The sequence below is a fragment of the Sorangium sp. So ce726 genome (assembly GCF_051521405.1).
Lineage (GTDB): Bacteria > Myxococcota_A > Polyangia > Polyangiales > Polyangiaceae > Sorangium.
Map to the genome: position 1 here is coordinate 1,253,750 of NZ_CP150349.1, position 26,251 is coordinate 1,280,000.

Annotated in this window: 18 protein-coding genes and 1 pseudogene; 10 read left to right on the top strand and 9 right to left on the bottom strand. The window is 72.2% G+C overall.

The genetic code is table 11. The features are described 5' to 3' along the window. Positions 1 to 6 precede the first annotated feature (6 nt). Positions 7 to 978 carry an oxidoreductase gene (locus WME79_RS04625; protein WP_437532411.1) on the bottom strand — a complete coding sequence of 324 codons (972 nt, stop codon included), beginning with the start codon at positions 976 to 978 and terminating at the stop codon, positions 7 to 9. Between the two features lie 96 nt (positions 979 to 1,074). Here WME79_RS04625 and WME79_RS04630 point away from each other — a divergent pair, with 96 nt between their 5' ends. The 3 genes from WME79_RS04630 to WME79_RS04640 all read left to right on the top strand — a co-directional run bounded on the left by WME79_RS04630 (position 1,075) and on the right by WME79_RS04640 (position 4,548). Next, positions 1,075 to 1,695, top strand: a complete 621-nt coding sequence (locus WME79_RS04630; RefSeq protein WP_437532413.1) for a TetR/AcrR family transcriptional regulator — start codon at positions 1,075 to 1,077, stop codon at positions 1,693 to 1,695. Positions 1,696 to 2,307: 612 nt separating this feature from the next. Beyond that, positions 2,308 to 3,489, top strand: a complete 1,182-nt coding sequence (locus WME79_RS04635) for a DNRLRE domain-containing protein (RefSeq protein ID WP_437532416.1) — start codon at positions 2,308 to 2,310, stop codon at positions 3,487 to 3,489. 165 nt (positions 3,490 to 3,654) lie between these two features. After that, positions 3,655 to 4,548, top strand: a complete 894-nt coding sequence (locus tag WME79_RS04640) for an N-acetylmuramoyl-L-alanine amidase family protein (protein WP_437532419.1) — start codon at positions 3,655 to 3,657, stop codon at positions 4,546 to 4,548. Positions 4,549 to 4,698: 150 nt separating this feature from the next. Here WME79_RS04640 and lon read toward each other — a convergent pair whose 3' ends face one another. After that, complete coding sequence (gene lon / locus WME79_RS04645) at positions 4,699 to 7,110, bottom strand: endopeptidase La (protein ID WP_437532422.1); 2,412 nt, start codon at positions 7,108 to 7,110, stop codon at positions 4,699 to 4,701. A gap of 117 nt (positions 7,111 to 7,227) precedes the next feature. Here lon and WME79_RS04650 point away from each other — a divergent pair, with 117 nt between their 5' ends. Further along, positions 7,228 to 8,223, top strand: a complete 996-nt coding sequence (locus WME79_RS04650; RefSeq protein ID WP_437532425.1) for a lysophospholipase — start codon at positions 7,228 to 7,230, stop codon at positions 8,221 to 8,223. Positions 8,224 to 8,237: 14 nt separating this feature from the next. Then, positions 8,238 to 8,525 (top strand): annotated as a pseudogene (locus WME79_RS04655) (NFACT RNA binding domain-containing protein); the annotation flags it as partial. Positions 8,526 to 8,837: 312 nt separating this feature from the next. Here the strand turns inward: WME79_RS04655 and WME79_RS04660 are convergent. Next, a complete protein-coding gene (locus WME79_RS04660) occupies positions 8,838 to 9,287 on the bottom strand; it encodes a hypothetical protein (RefSeq protein WP_437532428.1) in 450 nt (149 codons plus the stop codon). Here WME79_RS04660 and WME79_RS04665 point away from each other — a divergent pair. Next, positions 9,279 to 9,485: a hypothetical protein gene (locus WME79_RS04665; protein ID WP_437540132.1), complete on the top strand. Its 207-nt coding sequence runs from the start codon at positions 9,279 to 9,281 to the stop codon at positions 9,483 to 9,485. The genes WME79_RS04660 and WME79_RS04665 overlap by 9 nt on opposite strands. A 43-nt stretch (positions 9,486 to 9,528) precedes the next feature. Here the strand turns inward: WME79_RS04665 and WME79_RS04670 are convergent, their stop codons facing one another. The 3 genes from WME79_RS04670 to WME79_RS04680 form a co-directional block, all read right to left on the bottom strand. Next, on the bottom strand, positions 9,529 to 11,250 hold the full coding sequence (locus WME79_RS04670) for a S8 family serine peptidase (RefSeq protein WP_437532431.1): 1,722 nt from the start codon (positions 11,248 to 11,250) through the stop codon (positions 9,529 to 9,531). 43 nt (positions 11,251 to 11,293) lie between these two features. Further along, on the bottom strand, positions 11,294 to 12,112 hold the full coding sequence (locus tag WME79_RS04675; RefSeq protein WP_437532434.1) for a hypothetical protein: 819 nt from the start codon (positions 12,110 to 12,112) through the stop codon (positions 11,294 to 11,296). Positions 12,113 to 12,195: 83 nt separating this feature from the next. Further along, complete coding sequence (locus tag WME79_RS04680) at positions 12,196 to 12,981, bottom strand: RNA polymerase sigma factor (protein ID WP_437532437.1); 786 nt, start codon at positions 12,979 to 12,981, stop codon at positions 12,196 to 12,198. Between the two features lie 540 nt (positions 12,982 to 13,521). Between WME79_RS04680 and WME79_RS04685 the strand changes: the two genes are divergently transcribed. Next, positions 13,522 to 14,826 carry a glycoside hydrolase family 5 protein gene (locus WME79_RS04685; RefSeq protein ID WP_437532440.1) on the top strand — a complete coding sequence of 435 codons (1,305 nt, stop codon included), beginning with the start codon at positions 13,522 to 13,524 and terminating at the stop codon, positions 14,824 to 14,826. 169 nt (positions 14,827 to 14,995) lie between these two features. Further along, positions 14,996 to 16,852: a hypothetical protein gene (locus tag WME79_RS04690; protein ID WP_437532443.1), complete on the top strand. Its 1,857-nt coding sequence runs from the start codon at positions 14,996 to 14,998 to the stop codon at positions 16,850 to 16,852. Positions 16,853 to 16,949: 97 nt separating this feature from the next. Here WME79_RS04690 and WME79_RS04695 read toward each other — a convergent pair whose 3' ends face one another. Next, positions 16,950 to 17,171, bottom strand: a complete 222-nt coding sequence (locus WME79_RS04695) for a helix-turn-helix domain-containing protein (protein ID WP_437532446.1) — start codon at positions 17,169 to 17,171, stop codon at positions 16,950 to 16,952. Between the two features lie 513 nt (positions 17,172 to 17,684). On the opposite strand from WME79_RS04695, the gene WME79_RS04700 reads away from it, so the two are divergent. After that, positions 17,685 to 18,578 (top strand): pectate lyase family protein, encoded by an 894-nt coding sequence (locus WME79_RS04700; RefSeq protein WP_437532449.1) that lies wholly within the window; start codon positions 17,685 to 17,687, stop codon positions 18,576 to 18,578. Between the two features lie 82 nt (positions 18,579 to 18,660). Here WME79_RS04700 and WME79_RS04705 read toward each other — a convergent pair whose 3' ends face one another. Beyond that, on the bottom strand, positions 18,661 to 20,460 hold the full coding sequence (locus WME79_RS04705) for a sigma 54-interacting transcriptional regulator (RefSeq protein WP_437532451.1): 1,800 nt from the start codon (positions 20,458 to 20,460) through the stop codon (positions 18,661 to 18,663). Between the two features lie 145 nt (positions 20,461 to 20,605). Between WME79_RS04705 and WME79_RS04710 the strand changes: the two genes are divergently transcribed. Next, a complete protein-coding gene (locus WME79_RS04710) occupies positions 20,606 to 24,448 on the top strand; it encodes a serine/threonine-protein kinase (protein WP_437532454.1) in 3,843 nt (1,280 codons plus the stop codon). Here WME79_RS04710 and WME79_RS04715 read toward each other — a convergent pair. Further along, on the bottom strand, positions 24,399 to 26,111 hold the full coding sequence (locus WME79_RS04715) for a protein kinase domain-containing protein (protein WP_437532457.1): 1,713 nt from the start codon (positions 26,109 to 26,111) through the stop codon (positions 24,399 to 24,401). The genes WME79_RS04710 and WME79_RS04715 overlap by 50 nt on opposite strands. Positions 26,112 to 26,251: the final 140 nt, after the last annotated feature.

The following is a 26,251-nucleotide window of genomic DNA, read 5'->3' on the forward strand; positions in this document are numbered from 1 at the left end:
ATGCCATCAGGGCATCGCGGCCGACACGCTCCCTGTCTCGGCCCGGAAGGCGTAGGTCACGCCGGTGAGCCGATCGGACTCCTCCCAGAGGCGGCGCTGCGCGCCCTCGTCGTGCGAGCGGGCGGTCGACTCGACGCGCTCGGGGAAGCCCGCCATCCCCATGAGGCGTGTGGGTCCGTAATATTCGCCGCCCCGCGCGCCCGCATCGACGGCGGCGCGGAGCGACGGGAGGGCGCCCATCGCGGGGCTCTGCCCGAGCCGGAGCCACGCGCCGAGCTTGGCCATGCCGCGGAACCAGCCGGGCGCGCTGCGGGCGATCTCGGTGTTCGATCCGCCGGGGTGAGCGGCCAGCGCGATCGTCTTCGCGCCGGCCGCGGCGAGCCGGCGCTGGAGCTCGTAGGTGAACATCAGGTTCGCGAGCTTGGACTGCGCGTACGCCGAGAACCCCGGGACCGCCCGCGCGTTCTGCAGATCGTCGAAGGAGATCTCGGCCTGGCGATGAGCGACGCTGCTGACCGTCACGATGCGCGATCCCGGCACGTCACGCAGCCGATCGAGCACGAGGCCGGTGAGGGCGAAGTGGCCGAGGTGGTTCACGCCGAGCTGGAGCTCGAAGCCGTCGGCGGTGACCTCGCGCTTGAAGGACAGCACGCCGGCGTTGTTGATGAGCAGGTCGATGCGGGCGCACGTGGCCCGGAGCTCGCCGGCGGCCTCGCGCACCGACGCGAGCGAGCTCAGATCGAGGCGCACGGCGCGGACGGCCGCGTCCGGGACGCGGGCCTTGATCTGCTCCACCGCGGCGCTCGCCCTGGCCATGTCGCGGCACGCGAGCACGACCGTGGCCCCGCGCTCCGCCAGCGCTCGGGCCGTCTCGAGGCCGATGCCGGTGTTGCCACCCGTGATGACCGCGATTCGCCCCGCCTGGCTCGGGATGTCGGCCTCGGTCCACCGCGCACGAGATTCTCTTCCCTGGTTCATCACCCTCTCCTGGGTTAAAATCGGAACCGTCGTTCCGGTTTGAACAATCGGAACGCGCGCCCCGTTTGTCAAGGGGAGCAGGGAGGCATCTCGACATTGCCGGCGAAGAAGACCCCCCCGCCCGAGCGGGACGACCTGCAGCACGACGCCGGGAGCAGGCCATTGCGCGCGGATGCCCGGAGGAACCGGGCGCGGATCCTGGAGGTCGCGAACGCGGTCTTCGCCTCGGAAGGCCTGGCCGTGCCGATCGACGAGATTGCCCGGCGCGCGGGGGTGGGCGCGGGGACGGTCTACCGGCACTTCCCGACCAAGGAGTCGCTGTTCGAGGCGATCGCCCTCGAGCGCCTGGAGCGGATCGTCGGCGAGGCGCGGTCCCTCTCGGCGGCGGACGATCCGGGTGCGGCGTTCTTCGGCTTTTTCGCCAGCGCGGTGCAGTCGGGGCTCGCGAACAAGGCGCTGGCCGACGCGCTCGCCGCGGCGGGCATCGACCGCGACGCTCTCGTGGACGCCGCGGAGAAGGATCTGCTGGCCGCGATCGGCAAGCTCCTCCGTCGAGCGCAGCGCGCTGGCGCGGTGCGCGGCGACGTGGACGCCGCGGATGTGAAGGCCCTCCTGCTGGGGTGTCTGGCGATGGCGCGATCTCGAGGCGAGTGCGGCGCGTCCCTGAGGCTCCTGGATGTCGTGAGCGACGGGCTCAGGGCGCAGAAGAGAGAGTAGAAATTTTCATCGCTCTTCTCGCCGCGCCGCGCCGTACCCACCGTCTCTGTCGCTCAATCCCTTGTGAAGCCATAGACGACCTCGGGTGACGCCGCCATGGAGGCGCGAAGGACAATGAGCCGCGCGCCCATTTCATGATATAACGAGACAGCGCTACGGCTGGCTGCTGCAAGAATTGCTCGTGACCGCGCTCGTCCGACTCCGTCCATCGATCGCCCTGCCGGCGACGACCCTCATCCGCCTCAGGGGAGCGAGAGCCTTCTGGGGGCCAGGGAGCTCGATGTCGGCCACGATCCGGGAGGCGACGCCTGGTAACGGCCGTCCCGTCGTGCCGTCCCGCCGCACGCGCTGATTGACGAATGACTCCTTCAGCGCTCCGCCTTCGGGCAAATGGAGCACCCTATCCGCGTCTACTCTGTTTGTAAATAGTACTTTCAAAGTCCACAGCGTGCGGCGGATCGCCGCACAACGCGGTGCCGCTATGGCGGCGCTGCAACGAGGAGCTCTCCCATGAGGACCACCTATCCGTCGATCGCTGCTTCCTTTGCTTCCTTTGCTTCCTCTGCTTCCTTTGCTTCTGCGTTCGCATTCGCCTTGATGATCTCCGGCTGCATGGCGGCATCCGAGCCGTATGGAGACGACGAGGCCGTCGGCGAGGGCGCGGCGGCGCTCGTCTCCTGCTCGGTGCTCCCCTCCGGCAACATCGTCACGAACGGCAGCTTCGAATCGCCGGACGTGTGGTCCGGGACATCGACGATATACAACGGCTCGATCACCGGCTGGCAGGCCGCCTATGGTCAGATCCAGATCCATGACCACTCGAACGGCATGAGCCCCGCGCACGGCAACCAGCACGTCGAGCTGGACGCCACGAACTCGAGCGGCATCTATCAGAACCTCACGACCGTCCCGGGAGCGACCTACCAGCTCCGGTTCGCCTTCGCCGCGCGCCCCGGCACCAACGCGAGCCAGAACGTGCTCGGCGTCGTGTGGGGCGGCCAGCAGGTGGCCACGCTCACGACCGCCAGCACCGCATGGGTCAATTACACCTATACCCTCGTGGCCTCCGGCACGACGACGCGCCTCCAGTTCAACGATCTGGGCATCTCGAACGGCCAGGGGACGCTCCTCGATAATGTCACCGTGGTCGCCGCCGATACGGATCAGGACGGCGTGTTCGACTCGTGCGACAACTGCCCGGCGCTGGCCAACCCCTCCCAGGCCGACGCCGACGCCGACGGCATCGGCGACGCCTGCGAGCCCCCCCCGCCCGCCGAGCCCGTGTGCGTGGTCGTGCAGCGCGGCACCTACGGGAGCGTGCGGGATGCGCATATCCAGCCCGGCGTCTCGTGGCCGTACGGCGATTACCCGTATATCGTCATGAACACGTTCCCGGAGGGCGTGCAGCTGGGCGTGCTGGCCTTCGATCTGTCGTTCATCCCGGCGGGCTCCGACGTCGAATCCGCGACCCTCTCGCTGTCCCACCCGTGGAAGGCGAGCGCCAGCACCATCGAGCTGCACCGCGTGAACGGCCCCTGGCAGGAGGCGACCGTGCACGCCGGCAACTTCCCCGGGTACAACGCGGCTGTCGAGGCCTCGATCGCCACCGTCGCCCAGGCGGACGCCGTCGTGACCACCAACGTGGCGGCCCTCGTCCAGTCCTGGGTGGATGGCTCCCCGAACCACGGTGTCGCGCTCCACGATGTGAACGGTCGGACCGACATCCGCTCGAGCGAGCAAACGAACATCGCCCCCCGGCCGAAGCTCGAGGTCTGCTACACGCCGGCCCAGTAACGGGGGTCTGGCCGAGGTGCGGAGGGGCGCGCCGGGTCACCATTTCTCGGACGTCCCGGGCGATCTCGGGATGTCGCTACGTCGCGCCTCCTTCGTCACCTCGGCCACGCTCGCCTGCCGAGAACCTGACGCCGCGCTCCGCCTTTGATAGCAAGCGGAGCCGCGGTGATCTCGCGCAGGAAGCTCGTCCTCGGTCTCGCCGGCGCCGCCGGCGCAGCCGCCCTCTCACGGGCGCTCGCCCGGGGCTCCCCGCGCGAGATCGCGGCGCGGCGCGCCCTCAAGCTCCCGATCGCGCCGAGCGGGTGGCCGTTTCCAGGGGCCCGCGTCGTCGCCCCCTCCGCCGTCTTTCCGCGGGATTTCGGGGTCCGCCGCATCTACCTCGACGCCGGGCATGGCGCCCCTGGCAACTCCGGCAACCTCTCCTGCTTCTGCGTCGATGAGCAGGACTTCACCCTCGCCGCGGCGGGCGCCCTCGCCGAGCGGCTCAACGCCACCGGGCGCTTCGAGGCGCGCGTGGGCAGGGCCGGCGACCGTCCGTTGCCCTACCCGGAGCGCGTCGAGGACGCCGCCCGGTGGGGCGCCGACGCCTTCGTCAGCCTGCACTCGGACGTGCGCGGCAGGACCGAGACGTGGTCGCCCGGCCAGGGCCGCCAGTGCCCGCTCAGCCTCGCCGCGCCGGGGTTCGCCGTCCTGTGGTCCGACGAAGGCGAGCCCGCCCTCTGCGCCCTCCGGCTCGCGCTCGCGCGCGGCTTCGCGGGGCGCATGGAAGAAGCAGGCCTGTTGCCCTACGACGGCGCCGCGTACAGCGGCCTGTACGAGCCGGACACCGCACAGCCCGGCGTCTTCCTCGACCGGCGCCCCCCGGGACAGCGCATCTTCGTGCTGCGCCGCCCTTCCATGCCCTCCATCCTCGTCGAGACCCACCACGCGCTCGACGCCCGCGAGGCGACCCGCTGGACCGAGCCCGCCACGCTGGACGCCTTCGCCGCCGCCGCCGCCGCCGCGCTGGCCGATGCGCTCGGCGGCGCCAGCGCGCCGGCCTCCCCGCCGCCTACCTGAGGTGGTGAGGGAATTCTCCACCCTGCCGGGATGATAAAACCGCCAAGTCGCCAAAAGACGCCAAGATTTTTATGTTTTTCTTGGCGTCTCTTGGCGCCTTGGCGGTTCAAAAGACGCCACCTGCGGCCAAAGTACCCCACCTGAGGCGCGTCAGGATGCCCGCGCGTGCGGCATCTCCTCGGGCGCCTCCAGGCGGATCGAGCGGAGCCGCAGGCAGAGCGCGAGCGCCTCGTCGAGCGTGTTCACCAGGTAGAACTCGAGCGAGCTCCTCACCTCGGCCGGCAGATCGTCGAGATCCGCCTCGTTGTCCGCTGGCAGCAGGATCTCGAAGATCCCCGCGCGGTGCGCCCCCAGCACCTTCTCCTTGATCCCCCCGATCGGCAGCACCGTCCCGCGAAGCGTGATCTCCCCCGTCATCGCGATGTCGCTCCTGACCGGCCTGCCCGACAGGGCGCTCACCAGCGCCACCGCCATCGTCACGCCCGCGCTCGGCCCGTCCTTCGGCACCGCCCCCGTCGGAACATGGATGTGAATGTCCCGCCGCTGCAGCCGATCGGACGGGACGCCGAGCTCCGCCGCGTGCGCGCGCGCATAACTCAGCGCCGCGCGGCCGCTCTCCTTCATGACGTCGCCCAGCTGCCCCGTGAGGACGAAATCGCCCTTGCCGGGCATCACGCTCGCCTCGACGTGCATGATGTCGCCACCCATCTGCGTGTAATACATGCCGGTCGCGACCCCCGGCTGGTCGTACTGAAGCCTCCGCTCAAGGCGCATCCTCGCGCGGCCGAGCAATTCCTTCACGTCGTCGTCGGCGCCCACCACAGCCCGCTCGATCTCGCCGCCCGCGATCCTGCGCGCGGCCTTCCGCGCCAGCGCGCCGAGCGTCCGTTCCAGCTGCCGTACGCCCGCCTCGCGCGTGTATCCGCTGATGATCCCGCCGAGCGCCGTGCCCGTCACGCGCAGCTGCTCCTCGCGCAGCCCGCACTCTTTCCGCTGCCGGGGGAGCAGGTACTTCCGGGCGATCTCGTGCTTCTCCTGCTCCGTGTATCCGGCGAACAGCGCGGGCTCCATCCGGTCGAACAGCGGAAGGGGGATCGTCTCGCGGAAGTTCGCCGTGCAGATGAACAGCACCTCGGACAGGTCGAACGGCAGCCCGAGGTAGTGGTCGACGAATCCGTCGTTCTGCGCCGGATCCAGGACCTCGAGCAACGCCGCGCCAGGATCGCCCTGGTAGGAGGCGCCGAGCTTGTCGACCTCGTCGAGGACGATCACCGGGTTCTTCGAGCCTATCCGCTTGATGCCCTGGAGGATGCGGCCAGGCATGGCGCCCACGTACGTGCGCCGGTGGCCGCGGATGTCCGCCTCGTCGCGCGCCCCGCCCAGCGAGACGCGGACGTACTTGCGCCCGAGCGCCCGCGCGATCGACTCCGCGATGGACGTCTTGCCGGTCCCGGGCGGACCGAGGAAGAGCAGGATCGGCCCGCGGGAGATCGCGCGGCTCCGTTCGCCTTCGCTCCTCGCCTGCTCCAGGCGCAGCTTCCGGACGGCCAGGAACTCGAGCACCCGGTCCTTCACGTCGCCCAGGCCGTAGTGATCCTCGTCGAGGATCGCCCGCGCCCGCTCGAGATCGACGTGGTCATCGGTCCGCTGGTTCCAGGGCAGATCCGCGACCCACTCGAGCCACGTCATGAGGACCTGCGCCTCGGGCGACGTCTCCCGCCCCATGCGCCGCAGCCGCGCGAGATCGCGCCGGGCCTCCTGCAGGATCTCCGCCGGCAGGTTGGCCCGCTGCAGCTTGTGCTCCAGACGTGCCGCTGCGTTCTCGTCGTCTTCCTCGCCGAGCTCCTTCTGGATCGCGCGCAGCTGCTCGCGCAGGTAGATCTCCCGCTGCCGCTCGCCGAGCTCCTCCTCGACGGTCGTCCTGATCTTCTCCTGGGTCTCGACGATGCCGATCTGCCGGTAGAGGTGCAGCGCGAGGCTGCGCATCCGCTCTTCCGTCGAGAGGATCTCGAGCAGCGCCTGCTTCTCGGGGGTCGGGAGGTCCAGGTAGAAGGCGATGTGGTTCACGAGCTCGGCCGGGCCGTACATGCTGCCGACGAACTGCTTGAGCACGTCCTCCGGCGCGCCGCGGTGGCGGCCGTACTCGACGGCCCGCTCGCGCACCTCGCGGGAGAGCGCCTCCAGGGCGCCGTCCTCCTCTGGACGGAGGGGTAGATCGGCGAGCTCGATGACAGGGGCGCGGATCACGCCGTCGACCTCGGTGTAGCGGGGCGCGGCCGCTCGCCGCTCGCAGTAGAGCACGAGCTGAAGGCCCGACCCGAACCGCTGCACCTGGGTGATGCGGGCGATCACGCCGATCGAGAAGAGGCCGCCCGCGGTGGGCTCCTCGGCGGCGTCGCGCTGGGCGACCGCGAAGATGCGCTTGTCTTCTCCCTCGACCCGGAGGGCGGCCTCCACCGCGCGGAGCGTCTTCAACCGTCCGACCGTGATGGGCGTCGCTATCCCAGGGAAGAGGACGGTGTCGCGCAACGAGAGCACGGGCAACGATCGGCGCTCGGGCATGGCCGGCCTTTGTGCGAACCTCATGCCATGGAGGACCGTACCGAAAACTCCTTTCGGCGCGGAAGCATCGAGAATCGTGGTCAGCCGAGCGCGGAGCGGTGGTAGGGTCGGCTCGCGATGCCCGCGGACACCTTCACGTTTCAGGCGGACGACGGCCGAGAGCTCTTCGTGTACCGCTGGCTCCCGGACGGCGGGGCGCGCGGCGTCGTCCACGTCGCGCACGGCATGTCGGAGCACGCGGGCCGCTACGCGCGCCTCGCGCAGGCGCTCTGCGCCGCCGGGTGGGCCGTCTACGCGAACGACCACCGCGGCCACGGCGCGACGGCGCGCGGGAGCGACGAGCTCGGCTTCTTCGCGAGCCAGGGCGGCTTCCAGCGGGTCGTCCGCGATCTCGCGCAGCTCATCGCGCGCGCGCGCGGCGAGCACCCCGGCCTGCCGGTCGTCCTCTTCGGCCACAGCATGGGCGCCGCCCTCGCGCAGGAGGTCCTGATCGAGCACGGCGGCTCGATCGACGGCGCGGTGCTCTCCGGCGCCTCGGGCAAGGCGAACGCGCTCGTGGACGCGGGCCGGCTCGTGGCCCGCGCCGAGCGGAGGCGGCTGGGCGAGCGCGGCAAGAGCCAGCTCCTCCAGACGATGAGCTTCGACAGCTTCAACAAGATGTTCGCGCCGACGCGCACGCAGTTCGACTGGCTCTCTCGCGATCGCGCCGAGGTCGACGTGTACATCGCCGATCCCCGCTGCGGCTTCCCCGCGACGACCTCGCTCTGGGTCGACCTGCTCGACGCGATGGCGGCGCTCGCGCGCCCCGAGCGGCTCTCGCGCATCCCGAAGGACCTGCCCATCTACGTCTTCTCCGGCTCTCGCGACCCGGTCGGCGGGCTGCTCAAGGGCGTCACCCAGATGATCGAGGCGTACCGCGCCGCCGGTCTCCGCAGGGTGGCGCAGCGGTTCTACCCCGGCGGGCGCCACGAGATGCTGAACGAGATCAACCGCGAGGAGGTCGTGCGAGACCTGCTCGCGTGGCTCGCCGCCGAGGTGGCGAGCGAGGCGCGAGCGCCGGCGCGGCCCGCGCAATCGGGCGCCGGGCCACGCGCCGGCGCCGCGTCCGGCTGACGGCAGGGGCCGGCATGGGCAGCAAGGGGCGGCCGTACCGCACGCTCACGATCGATGGCTTCGAGGTGCTCGTCGGCCGCGGCGACGAGGACAACGACGAGCTCACCTTCCAGGTCGCCGAGCCGCACGATCTCTGGCTGCACGTGGCCGGCGGCACGCCGGGCAGCCACGTGATCGTGCGCAACCCCGAGCGCGTGGAGATCCCGCGCGAGGTGGTCGAGCGCGCCGCGGCGGCGGCCGCGTGGTACTCGAAGGCGAGGAGCGCCGCCAAGGTGGAGGTCCACGTCTGCCGGGCCGCGGACGTGAGCAAGCCGCGCAGGCGCGCCCGCCGGGCTGGTGCAGCTCGCGCGGTGGAAGAGCGTGCGTGTGCGGCCGGAGATCCCCGGGCGCGATCCGGGGTGAGCCTAGAGCGGCGGTCACCCGCTTCGGATACGGGCCCACCTCGACGTTTTCGGTGCTCAGCGCACCGGAGTGCGCTTGCGCGCCGAAAACGCCGATCTGGGCCCGTCTCCTGTGCGGGTGACCGCCGCTCTAGCGCCGGGGCGTGGTGCGAGGGCGACGGCGAGCCGCGCAGGGGCGAGCGACGGGCCGGTACGTCGTCGTGGGGGCTCCGCTCAGAGCGCGTTCGAGATCACGCACGCTCCGGCCTGGCAGGAAGCGGTGAGGCCGGAACACGGCGCGACCAGACACGCCACCTCGTCTCCCAGGCACTTGGGCGCAGGCGTGCCCGTGGGGACGGCATTGCAGTTGCAGCCTCCACAGTAATTGTCGACGAGGCTGCAGTCGGCGTCGGTAACGCACTGGCGTATCGGGGCGGGCACGCACGCGGCCCTCCCCTTCCGTTCTTCGCAGACAAACCCGTCCATACAGCGTACGACAGCGCAGGTGAGGCGGCCGCCCGCGAGCTCATCTGCCTGCTCGGAGAGGGTCTCCTCCTCGACGCCATCGAGATCACCCACGGGCGGGGCGCCGCACGCGGAGAGGAGCGTCGTGAGCGCCGCGGTCACCGCGAGCAGCGCGCAAAGGTTCATCTTCATCGAGCGCAGGTTCGTGTCATGAAACATGATGTCTTCTCCCATCGTTCTGGTGAGGAGCGAGCCGCCGCTTCCAGCTGGGGATCGGGCGCCTCGCCGTCATCGATAGAGGAGTATGCGCGACGCTCGATGAATCTGACATCGCGTGTGATTTTCTTTATCGCCGCGTTTCACCATGGCGGCAATCTGGCAGCGAACGCTGCTCGCCAGGCGCTCGCGAACAGCTAGACTGTCGCCGTGCAGCTTCGCATCGAAGGGGATCGATTGACGCTCACCCTGGAAGGCGCCGAGCGGCTGTGGGCCGGAGGAGCGCGGCGAACGCCGCGAGGCCGAGGAGCGCGCCGGTCGGAACGCCGGGCGCGCTCGACGTCCCCGCCGCGGCGAGCGCGCAGGTCGACGACGGCTCCCGAGGGCCGGCTGCCACGGCGACCGCGCGCGCCACGTCGACGCGGCCGCTGCCGTACGCTGGAGCAGCGGCGTCGTCGCCCACCACGGGCGCCGCGGTGCGCTCGAGGATCTCGCGCACCTCCGCCGCCGGGCGCTCTGGATCCAGGCTGAACAGGAGCCCCGCGGCGCCGGCCACGACGGGCGCCGCGCCGCTCGTGCCGCCGAAGCTCCGCGCATAGGGGCCGGCCGCGAAGCCGCCGATCGTCCGGTCCGTGGTCCGCATCCCGCCCGCCGGCGCCGCGAGATCGACCGATCGCCCGCGGTTGCTCGAGGCGAGCGGCGCGTCGTCCGGCCCCGTCGCCGCCACCGCGACCACCTTGGGGAGCGCGGAGATGTCGAAGGCCTCGTCGATGTCGACGCCCTCGTTGCCAGCCGCGAAGATCACGAGCGCGCCGCGCCCGCCGCGGGCGTCCTGCGCAGCGGCGCGCAGGGCCTCGACGACGCCGGTCGACGGAAAGGTGTACCCCCACGAGCAGTTGATCACGTGCGCTCCGGCCTCCGCGGCGCGGGCGATGGCCTTCATGTCGTCGGCGTCGGTCGCGCCGCGCCGGAGGGGGAGGAAGCCGCACCGCGGGCAGAGGCCGGCGATCCCGCGGCCGTTGTCGGCCACGGCGAGGGCGATGCCGGCGACCGGCGTGCCGTGATCGTCGAGCGAGCCCGCCGAGGGATCGGCGTCGAGATCCGCGAAATCCCAGGCGTCGGCGGAGATGCGCGGACGGCCGCCGAGGTCCTCGTGATCGAGGTCGAAGCCGTCGTCGAGGACGGCGAGCAGCACGCGCGCGCTGCCCGCGGTTGTATCGAGGGCATCGGGGAGCCTGGCGCGCGCCGCGTACCACTGCTCGGGGAAGAGCGGATCCGAGGGGGCGCGGCGGCGGCCCGCGGCGCGGAGGAAGTCGGGGTGCGCGTCGAGGACGCCCGGCGCGGCGCGCAGCCGCTCGGCGAGGGCGAGGACGGCGCCAGCGTCCGGGGCGCGGGCCGCGCTGACCAGCAGCGCGCGCGCGAACGGCAGCGCCTCGTCGATGCGGCCGCCGAGGGCGCGCACGAGCGGCGCGAGCGACGCCGGATCGACGCCGGGCGACATCACGACGACGGCGCGCGCGGTGAGGCCGAGCGGCTGGCCGTCGGGCGTGTGGACCGCGGGCGTGGCGGCCGCGATCGCGCCGCCGTCCGGGAGCGCCAGGGCCGCCGCCGCGAGCGCCGGCGCGTCCGGGGCCTCCCGGTCGAGGCGCACGAGGAGCTCGCCGCCCCGCCGGGCCGAGGCGGCGATCTGATGGGCCCCGAGCCCGGGCGCCGCGGCGATCCGCCGTCGTGCGGCGTCGAGCGAGGCGCCGGGCGCGAGCTCCACCGTGAGCCAGCGGCGGCTGGGGTGCAGCTCGACCCGGCGCCCCATCGAGACGAACGCGGCGGGCGCCGGGGCGGGAGGGGGTGCGGTGGCGGCTGGCGGGGCGGGAGGGGGCGCTGTCGCCGCCGCCGCGTGCGACGGCGGCGGCGAGAGCCAGAGGGCGATGAGCAGGCCGATCGACGCGACGAGCGATGTGCGATCCACGGTTCCTCCGCGCGATGTGCGAGCCTCCGCCCCGCGAACCCGCTCAGTCCTGGGCGACGCTGCAGGACCCGCTCGCGGACCAGCCGCCCTTCGAGGCGCTGCACCGCGCGAAGCTGGCGAGCGTGAGCGTCGGGGTCGACGGGAAGTAAAGGAGGGTATCCGAATCGAAGGTGCCGCCTGTGCCCCTGCGGCAGTCCAGGCCCGAGTTGGGGTTCCTGTCCACGACGGTCCCATCGTCGCGCAGCTCCCCGCGGTTGCACGCCTGGATCGAGGCGCCGCCCTCGTCGAACCAGATGCCGAAGAGCCCCTTCACCTGATAGCTGCACGAAGCGTGCGTGTTCCAGTCGCCGAGGAGCGGCTTGTGCGCGTAGGCCGTCACCTTGAGGCGCTCCTCGTTGGCTCCGCCGCTGAAGAAGCAGCTCCTGTCGACGCGCTCGTCCTCGCCGCGCTCGTCCTCGCGCGCCTCCCACGCGCGGGTCGCCTCGTCGAGCGCTCCGCTCAGATAGGCGTCGATCGCGTCGAGCGACGCGCCCTCGAGGCCCATGTGATACGACGTCTCCGTGATCGTGTAGGCCGCCTCTTCGCCGACGTCCTGGCACATCGTGCCATAACGGCCGCAGTCGAACGGAGCGACGTTCGCGTCGAACCAGGCCTCGAGATCGTAGCGATCCTGGACCAGCGGGTGCAGCTGCGCGAGCTCGGCGCGGCTCAGGCCATACAGGTACTCGACCTCGGCGCTCTGCGCGGTGACCGCGCCCTCGCCGGGGTCGTCCGCTGGCGCGCTGGCGCACGCAGGCGCGAGCATCGAGATCGCGATCAGGGCCATCGTCGTCGAGCGCAGCACGGTGTTCACAAGAAGCATGGCATCTTCTCCCTTCCTGTCGTGAGAGGCGCTCTGTCGCTCCCGCCCCGCGGGCACCCGCGCCTCTCGTTGTCGATGAAGGTCTAGGAGCGACGCTCTCCACGGCTGACATCCCATGTCGTCTTTTTCTCGATTCGCTCCCCCGGCGCGACCCGGCCGTCGGGGCGATGCGCCCCGGCGGATCGAGCGGATACGAACGATGCGCTGTCGTCCTCGGCCGCGGCCGCCCTGCTCCGTCCTCCGGGCCCGCTCCGCGCGTGCTCGCCGCCCCCGGCGGCCAGCTCCGCGAACCGCCGCTTGAGGCGGCTGCTCCAGGCTTGCACCGCGCAGGCGCTCATGCCCGTCCGCGCGCAGACCGAGGCGATCGGCTCTTCCTCGATGAGGAGCGCCTCGAGGAGCGAGAGCCCGAGGGGGCTGAGCTCCGCCCGGAGCAGGCCGAGGGGGCGCTCCAGCGCGTCGCGGGCGAGCACCCGGGCCTCCGGATCGTCGTCGGACTTGGCGCCCTCCTCCGGCGCGTCGTCGAGCGGCAGCGCCGCGTCGTCGAGCTGCCGCTTCCGGCGGCGGAAGGCCGCCGCCACCCGCTGGTCGGCGATGAGGCCGACCCAGTTGGCGAGGCTCAATCCGCGGGCCGGATCCCAGGCGCGGAGCGCCCGGCTGTCGTCGCGGAACAGCTCGACGAACACATCCTGTACGAGGTCGTCCATGCGGTCGTCCGCGCCGCCGGCGAACCGCGCGCGGCGCCGGTGCAGCGCCCGGCCGACCCGCGCGTGAATCACCGGCGTGAGCGCGGCGATCACGGATCGGAGGGACCGAATCTCTCCGCCGAGCGCGGAGTTGAGGGCGGATGTCGTCATGTTGGCTTCGGGCAAGCGGATCTCCTCGGGCTGCCAGCAGGGAGCGTCCTCTCTCGTCTCGCCGTGCATCTGCCGTCCTCGCCCGCGTCCGCGGGTGTGCGCGCACGGAACACAGAAGGCGGCAGAAGAAAGATGCGAGGCGGACGCGGCGGACGTGATCCGCGCGGCGCCCCGCTCCGTCCTCTGGTGTTCGAGAATCCTGCGAGACGCTCGGGCCTTGTCGTCCTAGCAGCCTGTGTGCCTGAGCCGGCGCCCCGGGTGCAGCGCGCTCCAGCGAGCGTGACGCGTCCCCCTGGCGGGCTCGTGCAACTCTTGCACGACCGGGCTAGGTAACTCTTACGTGATCCCGGTAACTCCTGCACCCGGCGGGCGCCCCGCCCGCGAGCGGCGGCAGGGCGACGGCGAGCCGCCCCCTGGTTGCGAAGGCCGAGCTCGGGCTCCCAGGATCCGGCGCGGATCGCGCTCCGGGAGCGTCCGTGCGATTTGTGACGGCTGGCAGGGGCGCAGCGCAACCTGAGGGGGACGAGCTCCCTTCCCATCACCCGCAGAGGACCCATGACTCACTCGTATCGACTTGCTTTCTTCTCGATTCTCGGCTTGCTGGTCGCTTGCAGCTCGACGGATCCCGATGCCACGTCGGGCGCAGGCGCGGCCTCTGAAGGAGCCACCGGCGGCAGCGGCGGAGGCGCGGCCACGGGCGACGCCGCGACGGGCGGGGCCGGTACCGGCGACGCCGGCACGGGCGGTGCCGGCACGGGCGGTGCCGGCGCGGGCGGCGCCGGCGCGGGCGGTGCCGGTACGGCGGGAGTCGGGGGCTCCGGCGGGACCGGCGGATCAGCGACGCCGGTGGACGCCGCGGCCATGGTCCCCGACATGGGTATCGGGGCCAACATCGGCAACACGCTGGAGAACACCACCGAGTGGGAGACGGGCTGGGGCCAGCCGCTGATCACGCAGACGTTCATCAACGGCATGGCCAACCACGGCATCAAGACGGTGCGCGTGCCCGTGGCCTGGGACACCTACGCCGCCAACGGCACGATCGACGCCACCAAGATGGCCCGAGTCAAGGAGGTGGTGGGCTGGATCGAGGCCGCCGGAATGTACTCGATCGTGAACATCCACTGGGATGGGGGCTGGATCTACAACGAGGACAACGCCGACAAGTACAAGCTCACCGGCGACGTCAAAACCAAGTTTGCTTCGTACTGGACCCAGATCGCCACGGCCTTCAGCGACGTCGGTCATAAGCTGATCCTCGAGGGGATGAACGAGGAGGGGAACTACTGGGTCAACGGCGTTCACGACGGCGGGACGCCGGATTACGCCGCCCTGAACGAGATGAACCAGCTCTTCGTCACCACCGTGCGCGAGCAGGGCGGCTACAACGCGAGCCGCGCCCTGCTCATCGCCGGCTTCGTGACGGACATCGACAGGACCTGTGTGGGCGATTTCAAGGTGCCGACCGATCCGGCCGGCACGAAGAGCCTCTTCCTCTCGATCCATTACTATACGCCCTACACCTTCTGCGGCCTCGACACGGTGGAGAGCTGGGGCTCTCCCAAGACGACGTGGGGCACGGAGCCCGAGAAGGCGGAGCTGAAGAGCAAGTTCGACACGCTCGGCGCGTTCAGCACGCAGCGGAGCATTCCGATCATCCTCGGCGAGTTCGGCGTCACGCTGGGCACGAACTACCCCCGTGAGCCGGCGTCACGGACGCTGTGGATGCGGTCGGTGGTGGAGGCGGCGAAGTCTCGCGGCGTCGTTCCCGTGCTGTGGGACACGGGGACGGATATCAAGCGCACGGACGGCTCGTTCTCGACGGAGTGGCAAGCCGTCGTGAGCGCCGCCAACCAGTAGTCGGCGCCGCTGGCGCTTTGGCGGCGCGGAGGGCGCGGCGCGCCCCCCGGCCGTCGCTCTGTTCGGCCCTTGCGAAACTGGACGGTGGCGCGAAACCACCGAACATGGCCCGCGTACCTGGGGTGGCTGGACGACATGGAGCGGTCCAGACCACATCAAGGAGAGGGGCATGTCATCGACACGAAACGTCGGGATGGCGAGGGTTTCTGCGTCCGCCGTGCTGTTCTTCGCCGCGGGGGCGTTCGCCGCGTGCGCCGTCCCCGAGGGCGCTGAGCCCTCTGGCGATCATGAGGGCTCGGAGCCCTCCGGCGATCCAGGTGAGCCGCAGGCTGCGGCTGAATCGACGGCCGAGGCCGACAGCGAGCTCAAGGTGAACGACTGCGTGAACCCGCACCCGTTCGCCGGCTGCAACGACGCGTCCGTCCAGAGCTGCGTTTGCGCGGCGGACCCGTACTGCTGTACCACCCAGTGGGACTCGATCTGCGCCGCAGAGGTGACGAGCCTCCATTGCGTACCGCCGTCCGCGGCCGTCATCGGGCGCCTGCAGTGCGCCGCGCCGGACGGCGCGGGGACGGTCACGAGCGCGCTCGCGTTCGTGCCGCTCAGCATTCCTGGCCTCGGGAGCGGCGTGACGGACGCGAACGGCGATTTCAGGATCCCCATCTCGTCGACCGCGAGCGCGAGCGTGCACCTCGACGTGACGTACGACGGCGTCGTGAGCTCGAGCGGCGTGACGACGCCGCTCACGATCATGGACGACCTGCACGCCCCGCGCGGCCAGGGGGTCGACGTCGCGGGCAGCCCGCGCTCGAGCGGCGATCTCGACGTCGACGTGGTCACGCTGAGCGGCGTCGACTGCGAGCTCTGGCGCCTTGGCGTCGATACCCTGCGCGACTTCCACGCTGCCCGCGGGGCCCAGCCGCCCGCGCACGGGCTGCGCATGCTGCGCTGGAGCGCGGTCTACCTGGGCACGCCCTTCACGTTCTACGACTACATCAACATTCGCACGGACTTCCTCACGAGCACCTGGGGGAGCACGGCCGCGGAGCGCCGGAGGGTCATTACCCACGAGTTCGGGCACAGCGTGCGGCACGTCGCCGACGGGGATCTGAACCACTGGAATGGTGACGACGTGGCCTATGTCTATGGTCGCTCTCACGACGGCTCCGAGATCGCCAACCAGGGGTACGCCTTCAACGAGGGCTTCGCGAACTACTGGGAGCAAGCCCGGGTCGGCGCGCGCGGCCGCCTTTGCGGCGGCGGGGCCGCGTGCCCGTCGATCCAGTACCGGGATTGGAACGAGAAGCGCATCGCCAACGCGCTGCTTGATCTCTCCGACGTCGTGGGCGACAGCGCGATGATCCAGGTGCTGGAGGCGAACCCCGGTGCGATCCACAGCCTGGTTGAGTTCCAGGCGCGCCTCCACGTGCAGAACCCCGCCGTCCCGGCCCCCGCCGCGGTGCCGGCCTGCCCACCAGGCTTCAGCGATGACGGCGCGACGTGCTCCTCCACGGTGACGAAACCGAGCTACGGGCGCGGCGTCGGCACGGCGCCGACGCTCTGCGGCGCGGGCCAGCAATACGACGCGGGTCTCTGTTATCCGGCCTGCGCGTCGGGCTACTACGGGGTCGGCCCGGTGTGCTGGCAGAGCTGCCCGTCCGGGTATTCGGACGACGGCCTCACGTGCCGGCGCGACGCGCAGATCATCAACGCCAACAACTCCGCGTGCCCCTGGTATGACGCCTGCGGCCTGACCTTCGCCAAGGGCTGCTCCACGTGCCCGCCGGGGTATACCAACGACGGCTGCACGTGCCGTATCAACGCGCACATCTTCGGAAAGAGCTCTTACGGACGCGGTGCCGGCTCTGTGCCGACGAGCTGCGGCGCGGGCCAGCAGGTCGACGCGGGTCTCTGCTATCCGGCCTGCGCCTCCGGCTATAGCGGCGCGGGCCCCGTGTGCTGGGGGAGCTGCCCGGTCGGCTACGTCGACTTCGGCGCGACGTGCACGAAGGTCATCTCGAAGTGATCGACGGGCCGTCTGCCTCCTCGAAGAGAGCGGGAGAGCGCTGAGGCCTCCACGTCGCCGTCGCATCGGGGCATCGGAGCCGCGCCCGGCGGCGGCGTCACCGCCTGCGCTTCGCCAGGCCGTAACGGTTCATCTTGAGCACGAAGGTCCGCAGCGGCATGTGGAGCGCCTCCGCGGCCCTCGTCTGCACCCCTCCCACCGCGGCGAGCGCCTCGGCGATGCGTGTGCGCTCTAGCTCCCTCATCCCCTCGGCGAGCGGCCGATTCGATTTCTGAAGGGCCGCGAGCCGCAGAAGCAACCCTTGGGCATGGAGGATCACGCGAGCCGCTTCGGGGTTCGAGTTTCTCCGTCTGTGGTGTTGGGCTTCATCCGGGCTGCATCCGTGGTGGTCGCGTGCGCGGATGATGTCGTGTGAGGCGGGGCAAAGACCATCCCCTCGAGGAAAGAAATGTCGCCATCGTATCGATTGATCGCTCGAGCGCTCTGGTGTTCGGTCTTCGGTTTCGCGAGCGCGTGCGGTTCGACGCGCTCGACGGAGACCGGGGTTCCTGACGGTACGGCCACGTCCGGCGGCGCCGGCGGTACCGCTGCGTCTGGTGGCACCGGCGTCACAGTCAGCTCTGGGGGTACCGAGGGAACCGGCGGCGGACCCAGCGCTGGAACGGGCAGCGTCGGCGCTGTTGGCAGCGGCGCGGGTGGCGCTGGCGGCGCGGGTGGCACTGGCGGCGCGGGTGGCGCTGACGGCGCGGGTGGCGCGGGCACGGGTGGCAGCGGCGCAGGGGGGACGAGTACCCCGGATGGTTGTCCCCTCGATCTCGTCGGATGGGCTGCGGTGAATGCCGACGGCGTCAAGACGACCACGGGCGGCGGCAATGCGACCCCGGTGACGGTGACCACGTTCGCTGAGCTGAAGTCGGCCGTTCAAGACAAGAACCCGCGTGTCGTCATCGTCTCCGGAACCATCAAGACGGAGGGTGGCTACGCGCTGGAGATCGCCAGCAACAAGACGATCATGGGCGCCGACAAGGACGCGACCATCTACGGCGGCATCGCCATGAAGAACGTTAGCAACGTCATCGTTCGCAACCTCAATATTCATGGGGTCTGGCCGAATTCAGGGCCGGACGACGCGATCTCTTCCCGCAACTCTCATCATGTGTGGTACGATCACCTGAATGTCTGGGACGGGGGGGATGGCCTCCTGGACATCACCAATGAGTCGAGCTACCAGACGGTGTCCTGGAGCAAGTTCTGGTACACGAACAAGGACCATCCGCACCGCCTGGCCAGCCTGAACGGCTCCGGCGGCGGCGACCATCCCGAGGACCTGGGGAAGCTCAAGATCACCTATCATCACAACTGGTTCGGTGACCTCGTCGATCAGCGGATGCCGCGGGTCATGTACGGTCAGGGGCACATCTTCAACAACTACTATACGTCCAAAGGCAACCTCTACTGCGTCGGCGTGGGGTCGTACGGCGCCGTCCTCGTCGAGAACAACTACTTCAAGGACGTGAAGAGCCCGCACCAGTTCATGTACGCCCTTTATTCGCACATCACCGCCAACGGCAATGTCTATGACAACACGACGGGGAGCAAAGATACCGGGCTCGGAGGGGAGAGCGGCGATAGCGTCACCCCCTTCACGGATCCGCCCTACGACTACACGCTGGACCCGGCCAAGGACGTGCCCGACCTCGTGACCCGCTGCGTGGGGCCCCAGTAGGCGTGCCAGTCCGGGTTACGGGTACTTCCGCTTCAGGCTCGTCCATGGCCTCGGTCTCGCCGGTGCGCTTCGGGTGGCGGCGTCACCGCCTGCGCTTCGCCAGGCCATAACGGTTCATCTTCAGCACGAAGGTCCGCAGCGGCATGTGGAGCGCCTCGGCCGCCCTCGTCTGCACCCCGCCCACCGCGGCGAGCGCCTCGGCGATGCGCGTGCGCTCGAGCTCCCGCACCTCCTCCGCGAGCGGCCGGAACGCCCGCCCAGGGCCCCTCGCGGAGGGCGCCGCGCGGGAGGCCGGTGCCACCGAGGGCGGGATGCCCTCGGGGCGCGGCGGCCCCGCCGCGAGCGCGGAGGGCAGGTGCCCGCGCTCGACGATGCGCGCGGTGACCGTCGCGGCGATGTAATCGATGACGTTCTTCAGCTCACGCACGTTGCCTGGCCACGCATAGGCCGTGAAGAGCTCCGTCGCCTCCGCCGACAGGACCATCTCCTCGCGCCCCCCGCGCGCGCACGCGTCGGCCAGGAACGCCCTCGAGAGCGCGAGGATCTCGCGCGGGCGCTCCCGGAGAGGGGGCAAGATCACCGTGGCCGCGCCGAGGCGATAATAGAGATCTTGCCGGAAGCGGCCCGCCTTGACCTCCCCCTGAAGATCCTTGTGTGTCGCGGCGACGACGCGGATGTCGACCTCGCGCTCACGCACGTCGCCCAGCCGGAGGATCCGCCGGGTCTCGATCGCGCGCAGGATCTTCGCCTGGGCGCTCGCCGAGAGATCGCCGATCTCGTCGAGGAAGACGGTCCCCCCGCTCCCGTGCTCCAGGAGGCCCGGCTTCGGGCCCGCCGCGCCGGAGAACGCGCCGCGCTCGTAGCCAAAGAGCTCGCTCTCGACCAGGCTCTCGGGCATCGCGGCGCAGTTGAGCGTCACGAGCGGCCGCCTCGCGCGCGGAGACCACTCGTGCAGCGCGCGGGCCGCGCTCTCCTTTCCGGAGCCCGTCTCGCCGGTCACCAGCACCGGCAGGTCCGTCGCCGCCAGGCGCCGGATCAGATCGAACACGCGCACCATGGCCGCGTCGGCGAGCACCGTGCGCTGCCCGCCGATCTCCAGCGTGGTCACCGCCTCCGCCGCGGTCGCCGGTTGCCCGGGGCGCGCGACCTCCGCGGCGGCCCGGGCCGACGCGACGAGCGTGTCCGCGTCGCAGCCGTCCGCCGGCGCCGTCGCCACGCCGACCTTCGGCGCCGCGGCGACGGCGTTCACGGCGTCGATGAGCCGCTGCACGGCGTGGACCGCCGCAGCCGCGTCCGCCTCAGGCAAGAGCACGAGGAGCCGATCGTCGGCCTCGAAGCCCGCGAAATCGGTCACCGCGAGCTCCCGCTCCAGCGCGCCGGCCACGACCTCGCGGGCCGAGGCCGCCTCGATCTGGACGGCGATCACCGTCGCCGGCCGATCGTGGCGCAGCGCCCTGTCGATCTCCCCCTCGATCCTCCGCCGCAGCTCCGCGATCTCGAGGACCTGCCGGCTCTTCGCGGGGCGCGCGCACCGCATCACCACGACGGTCTCGCCGATCGACACCACGTCGCCCGAGCCGAGCGGCCTCGCGCCGTCGACGCGGACGCCGTTGAGCAGGGTGCCGTTCCGGCTGCCGAGATCCACGAGCTGCGCGCGCCCGTCGAGCAGCACGATCTTCGCGTGCTCTCGCGACGCCGAGGTGTTGCGGAGGCGCACGTCGGCCCGGGGCCCGCGGCCCAGGAGCACCACGCCGCTCCGCGGCAGGCGGAGCACCGAGGAGGAGCTCCCCTGCACAACGAGCAGGTACGAGCCGCCCTCGTCGGCCCCGCGCGGCGCCTCGTCTGTTCGGGTCGGGCCGCCGGACGCCGTTGCCTCGCTCATTCTCCCGCGGCCGACTCTCTCATCACGGCGCCAGGGCGCGCAAGGCTCCAGGTCGGGGCGGAATCCGGCGCGGAATCCGGCGCAGAATCGCGCGCACCGCGTGGTAGGCTCGCCGCCCGCGAGCCGGGCACTGCAGAGCGATTCAATGCAGCGGACGCCCCCCAGCAATGCGCGATTCTCGATCGGCCGCCGCCTCGGCGAGGGCGCGTTCGGGGCCGTCTACGAGGCGCAGGATCGCGAGCGAGGGGCGCGCGTCGCATTGAAATCGCTCCACCGCCTCGACCCGGTCGCGCTCTACCGGTTCAAGCGCGAGTTCCGCGCCCTGTCCGAGGTCGTCCACCCGAACCTGGTCGCGCTCCACGAGCTGTTCTCCGAGGGCGATCAGTGGTTTTTCACGATGGACCTCATCGAGGGCATCGATTTCCTCTCCTCCGTGCGCGGCCCCGCGGCACGAGGCGCCTCGGCGCCCAGCTCCACCGCGCCCAGCCTCGTCCAGGACGACCCGGACGCGACGGCGCCAGACCCCTCGGCGATGCGGCGCTATCCGGCCGCCGGCGACGCCGGGCGCGACCCGGCCGCCGCTCCGCCGCCGCGCTGGGGGCCGCTGCGGGGGGCGCTCCTCCAGCTCGCGCAGGGCCTCGCCGCGCTCCACGCGGCCGGCAAGCTCCATCGCGACCTGAAGCCGTCGAACGTCCTGGTGACGCGCGAGGGGCGCGTCGTCATCCTCGATTTCGGCCTGGTGGCGGAGCTCTCGAGCGGCTCCATCGACCAGAGCGGCAGCCATATCGCGGGGACGCCGGCGTACATGGCGCCGGAGCAGGCGAAGGCCGGCTCCCTGACGGCCGCCTGCGACTGGTACGCGGTGGGCGTCATGCTCCACGAGGCGCTCACCGGGCGCCGGCCTTTCGAGGGAGGGGCGCTCGACGTCATCCTGCGAAAGCAGGTGGAAGAGCCGCCTCCTCCGAGCGCCCTCGCGCCGGGCATCCCGGAGGACCTCGACGCCCTCTGCGCGGAGCTCCTGCGCCGCGCCCCTGACGAGCGGCCCCCGGCGCCCGAGGTGCTCCGGCGGCTGCTGCCTCCGAGCGGGGACGCCCGCGGTAGCGCCGGTCCGCCGCCGCTCGCCGAGGCGCGCTCCGGAGCGCCAGCCGGGAGCGGCGCGCCGTTCGTCGGGCGGCAGCGGCACATCGACGCGCTGCGCGGGGCGTTCGAGCAGGCGAGGGGAGGGCGGGCGACCACCCTGCACATCCACGGCGCGTCGGGCACGGGCAAGACAGCGCTCGTCCGGCGCTTCCTCGACGAGCTCGCGCGCGTGGATCAGCCGGTGATCCTCGAAGGGCGGTGCTACGAGCGGGAATCCGTCCCCTACAAGGCCGTCGATAGCCTGATCGACGCGCTCAGCCGCCACCTCTCGCGCCTCCCCAGGCTGGAGGCCGCCGAGCTCATGCCGCGCGACGTCCACGCGGTCGTGCGCCTCTTCCCTGTGCTCGGGCAGGTCGACGCGATCGCCCGGGCGCCGCGGCGCGAGATCGAGCCCCCGGACGCCCGGGAGCTCCGCCGGCGCGGGTTCGCCGCGCTCCGCGAGATCCTCGCGCGGATCGCGGATCGACGGCCGCTCGTCCTGTTCATCGACGACCTCCAGTGGGGGGACGCGGACAGCGCCGCGCTCCTCACCGACGTCCTCCGCGAGCCCGACGCGCCAGCGCTCCTGCTGCTCCTCTGCTACCGGAGCGAGGACGCCGAGCGGAGCGAGCTCCTCGCGCGGCTGCTCCCGCCAGCCCCGGGCGACGCGGACGAGGGCGACGTGCGCTCCCTCGCCGTCGGCGCGCTCACGCCCGAGGAGGGGCGCGCCCTCGCGCTGGCCTTCCTCGGCGGCGGTGACCGGGCCGTCGCGCAGGCCGACGCGATCGCGGCGGAGGCGGCCGGGAGCCCGTTCTTCGTGATCGAGCTCTCGCGCGACGTGCAGGGCCAGGCCGCGCCGGAGTCGTCGCGCGGCGCAGACGACGGCGGCGTCCGGCTGGGATCGGTCCTCGCGAACCGCCTCCTGCGCCTGCCCGCGGACGCGAGGCGCCTGCTCGAGGTGATCGCCGTGTCGGGCAAGCCGCTCGACCGCCGCGCCGCCCGGCAGGCCGCGGAGCTCACCCCCGAGCAGGAGCTGGCGGCGCTCGCGGCGCTCCGGGCCGGCAACATCGTGCGCACGCGGGGGCAGCACGACGAGCAGGAGCTCGAGGCGTTCCACGACCGCATCCGCGAGGCGGCCCTCGCGCAGCTCGGCGCGGCGGAGCTCGCCGAGGTCCACCTGCGGCTCGCCGCCGTCCTGGAGGCCTCGGGGCGGGCCGACGCGGACGTGCTCGCCGTGCACTTCCGGCGCGCCGGGCGCGCCGGCGAGGCGGCCCGTTACGCGGTCCTGGCGGGCGATCGCGCCGCCGAGGCGCTCGCCTTCGATCGCGCCGCGGAGCACTTCGTCGCCGCGCTCGAGGCGGCGCCGGCAGGCGAGGGGGAGGCGCGCGCGCTGCGGGTCAAGCTCGCGCACGCCCTGCGCAACGCCGGCCGCGGCGCGGAGGCGGCCCGGGCGTACGCCGCCGCGGCCGAGGGCGCGCCGCCGCGGGAGAGCCTCGATCTGCGGCGGTGCGCCGCCGAGCAGCTCCTCGTGAGCGGTCACATCGAGGAGGGCAGGCGCGTGCTCCGGGGCGTCCTTGCCGCCGTCGGGATGCGGCTCGTCGAGCGCCGGTGGGCGGTGCTGCTCTCGCTCCTGTTCTTTCGCCTGCTCCTCCGCGTGCGCGGCTTCCGCTTCCGGGAGCGCGACGCCCGCGATCTGCCGGCCGAGACGCTGACCCGCCTCGACATCTGCTGGTCGGCCTCGGTCGGGCTCGCCATGGCCGATGTCCTCCAGGGCGCCGAGTTCCAGGCGAGGCACCTCCTCCTCGCGCTCCGCGCGGGCGAGCCCTACCGCCTTGCCCGCGCCATCGCGACCGAGATCGCGCACCTCGGCACGGACCACGTCGTGGGGCGCCGCAAGGCGCACCGCCTCTACGGCACGGCGGCGGCGCTCGCGGAGAAGGTCGGGGACCCGTACCTCATCGCCTTCAACAAGGGCATGCTCGGCGTCGTCGAGAGCGTCTCCGGGCGCTGGGCCGAGGGCCTCGAGCTCTGCCGCGAGGCCGAGGACCTCCTGCGCGCGCGGTGCGCGGGCGTCGCGTGGGAGCTCGGCACGACCAGCCGGTTCATGATGGTGGCCCACTACCATCGCGGCGAGCTCGACGCGCTGGCCCGCCTCGCGGCGCCGCGCTGCGCCGACGCGGACGCGCGCGGCGACCTCTACGCGGCCAGCTTCTTCCGGGTGGGGCTCACGTACATCGTGCCGCTCGCCGCGGATCGGCCGGACGCCGCGCGCGACGAGGTGCTGGGCGCCATGGCGCGCTGGCCGCGCCGCTCGTTCGATCACCTCGACTGCCTGGAGACCCTGGCGCTCGGGCGCATCGATCTCTACGCCGGCGCGCCGCTCGCGGCGCTGCGGAGGATCCAGGACCGCTGGCGCAAGATCGCCTGGTCGTTCCTGCCGAGGTTCCAGTACTACCGCGTCTTGATCCATCACCTGCGCGCGTCCGCGGCGCTGGAGGCCGCAGCGCGCGACGGTGTCGGCGACGCGCGGCTCGGCCGGGCCCTCCTCCGCCGCGCGGCGCGCGACGCCCGGCGGCTATCGCGCGAGGGCGCGCCGTGGGTCGCTCCGATGGCGATGTCCCTGCGCGCCGCCATCGCGGCGCAGCGGGGTCAGGCCGCCTCGGCCCTGTCGCTCCTCGCGGCGGCCGCGGCCGCGTTCGACGAGCGCGGGATGGCCCTCTTCGCCGCCTGCGCGCGCCGCCGCCGCGGCCAGCTCCTCGGCGGGGACGAGGGCCGCTCCCTGGTCCAGGCCGCGGACGCCTGGATGGCGGGCCAGGGCGTCAGGAACCCCGCGCGCATGGCGGCGATCTTCGCGCCGGGGTTCCGGTGAGGTCGATCTCCACGGTGTGCACAGCGGCCATCGCCGGGGAGGTCCGGAGCGCCGAGAGCAGCGGGCTCGCTCCGGCGTCCTCGGGGCGGTAGGCGACGATCAGCAGGAGCGCGGCCGGGTCCGGCGGGGCCATGATCTCCGCGAGCAGCGTCGCGCTCTCCGCGTCGCCCCAGTGGGCGTCGTCGATGAACACGACAACGGCGCGCCGGTCGGAGATCCGCCCGAGCAGATCGCGCAGCGCGGCCGACGCGCGCGCCCGGAGCCGCTCCTCGCCCTCTTCCGCTGCGCTCCGCGGCGCCGCGCGCATGGCCGGGACGCGAGCGAGCACGGGAAAGACGCGGGCGAGCGCGGCGGCGCCCCGGGGCATGAGCGCGGCGGCCTCCCCCGGCGGGGTCCGCACGAGGTGGCGGCTGAGCGCGTCGATCGCGCCGTCGAGCGCCCTGAACGGCACCTGCTCGCGCTCGTGGCACCTGCCCTCGAGCACGAGCGCGTCCTCGGCCTCGCCGTCGAGGAACGCGCGCACGAGCGCCCCCCGGTCCGCCCCGGCGGCGCCCTGGACGAGGGCCAGCCCCGGACGCCCCTCCCGCACCCGCGCGAGCGCGCCGGCGAGCGCCTCGAGCTCCCGCGGCCGCGTCGCCCGCGCCTCCACCGCCGCGCGCGTTGCGCCGCGGCCGCCGTGACCGACCGGCGCCGCCGGGACGGGTGGCGCCGCCGCGAGATCACCCGCCGCGCCGAGCCGCCGCACCACCTCCTCGCCGGAGGGGCGCCGCTCCGGCGCCGCGCACAGGAGATCGGCGGCCAGGTCGGCCAGGTCGTCCGGCGCCCACGGCGCGACGTCGCGGAGCCGGGGCGGCTCGGATCGCTGCTTCTCCGCGAGGACCTCGATCGACGTCCCCGTGAAGGGCGGCCTCCCCGCCAGCGCCTCGAAGAGCATCACGCCGAGCGCGTACCAGTCGGCGCTCGGCGCCACCGCGCTCGCGCCCACCTGCTCCGGCGCCATGTAGCGCGGCGTCCCGATGAGCTGCTCGGCGTCGGTCGCGCTCTGCCCGCTGCCGCTGGTCGAGAGGCGCGAGGCGATGCCGAAATCGAGCACGACGGCGCGCCCCTCGGCCGTGACGAGCACGTTGGAGGGCTTCACGTCCCGGTGGACGAGCCGCGCCGCGTGGACCGCCTGGAGCGCCCGCGCGACCTGGACGAGCGAGGACCGCACCCGCGCGACGTCGGCGCGCGCCTCCGCGCAGGCGGCGCGGGCAGGAGAGGGGGCAGGCGGGCGCTCGACCTGCTCCTCCAGCGTGGCGTCGAGATCGATCCCCTCGTCCGGGGACGCGGTGCTGGTCAGGCTCGGCCACGAGGCGGCGCCGCCCGCGGATCCCTGCCCGCGCACGTGCGTGAGCCAGTCGACCCCGCGCACGAGCTCCATGGTGAAGAACCACTCGTCCCCGCTGCCGATGAGCTCGTGGAGCCGGACGAGGTTGTCGTGCGTGACGTCCGCGAGCGCCCGGAACTCCCGCTTGAAGCGGTACAGCGCCGAGGCGCCCATGCGCGCGAGCGCCTTCAGGGCGACCCGCTCGCCGCGCTCGCGATCGATCGCCTCGTACACGATCCCGAAGCCACCTGCCCCGAGCCGCCGGACGATCTGAAAGCGCTCGGGGACATGCCGCATGGACGGGCCGCGTGAGGTGAGGTTCCTTATCGGATCGTACCAGGCCGCGGCGCGGGGCGGCCACGCCGAACCGTGAACCGTGACGACCGGGCCGGGCGGTACGCGGGCGGTACGCGGTACGCGGTACGCGGTACGCGGTA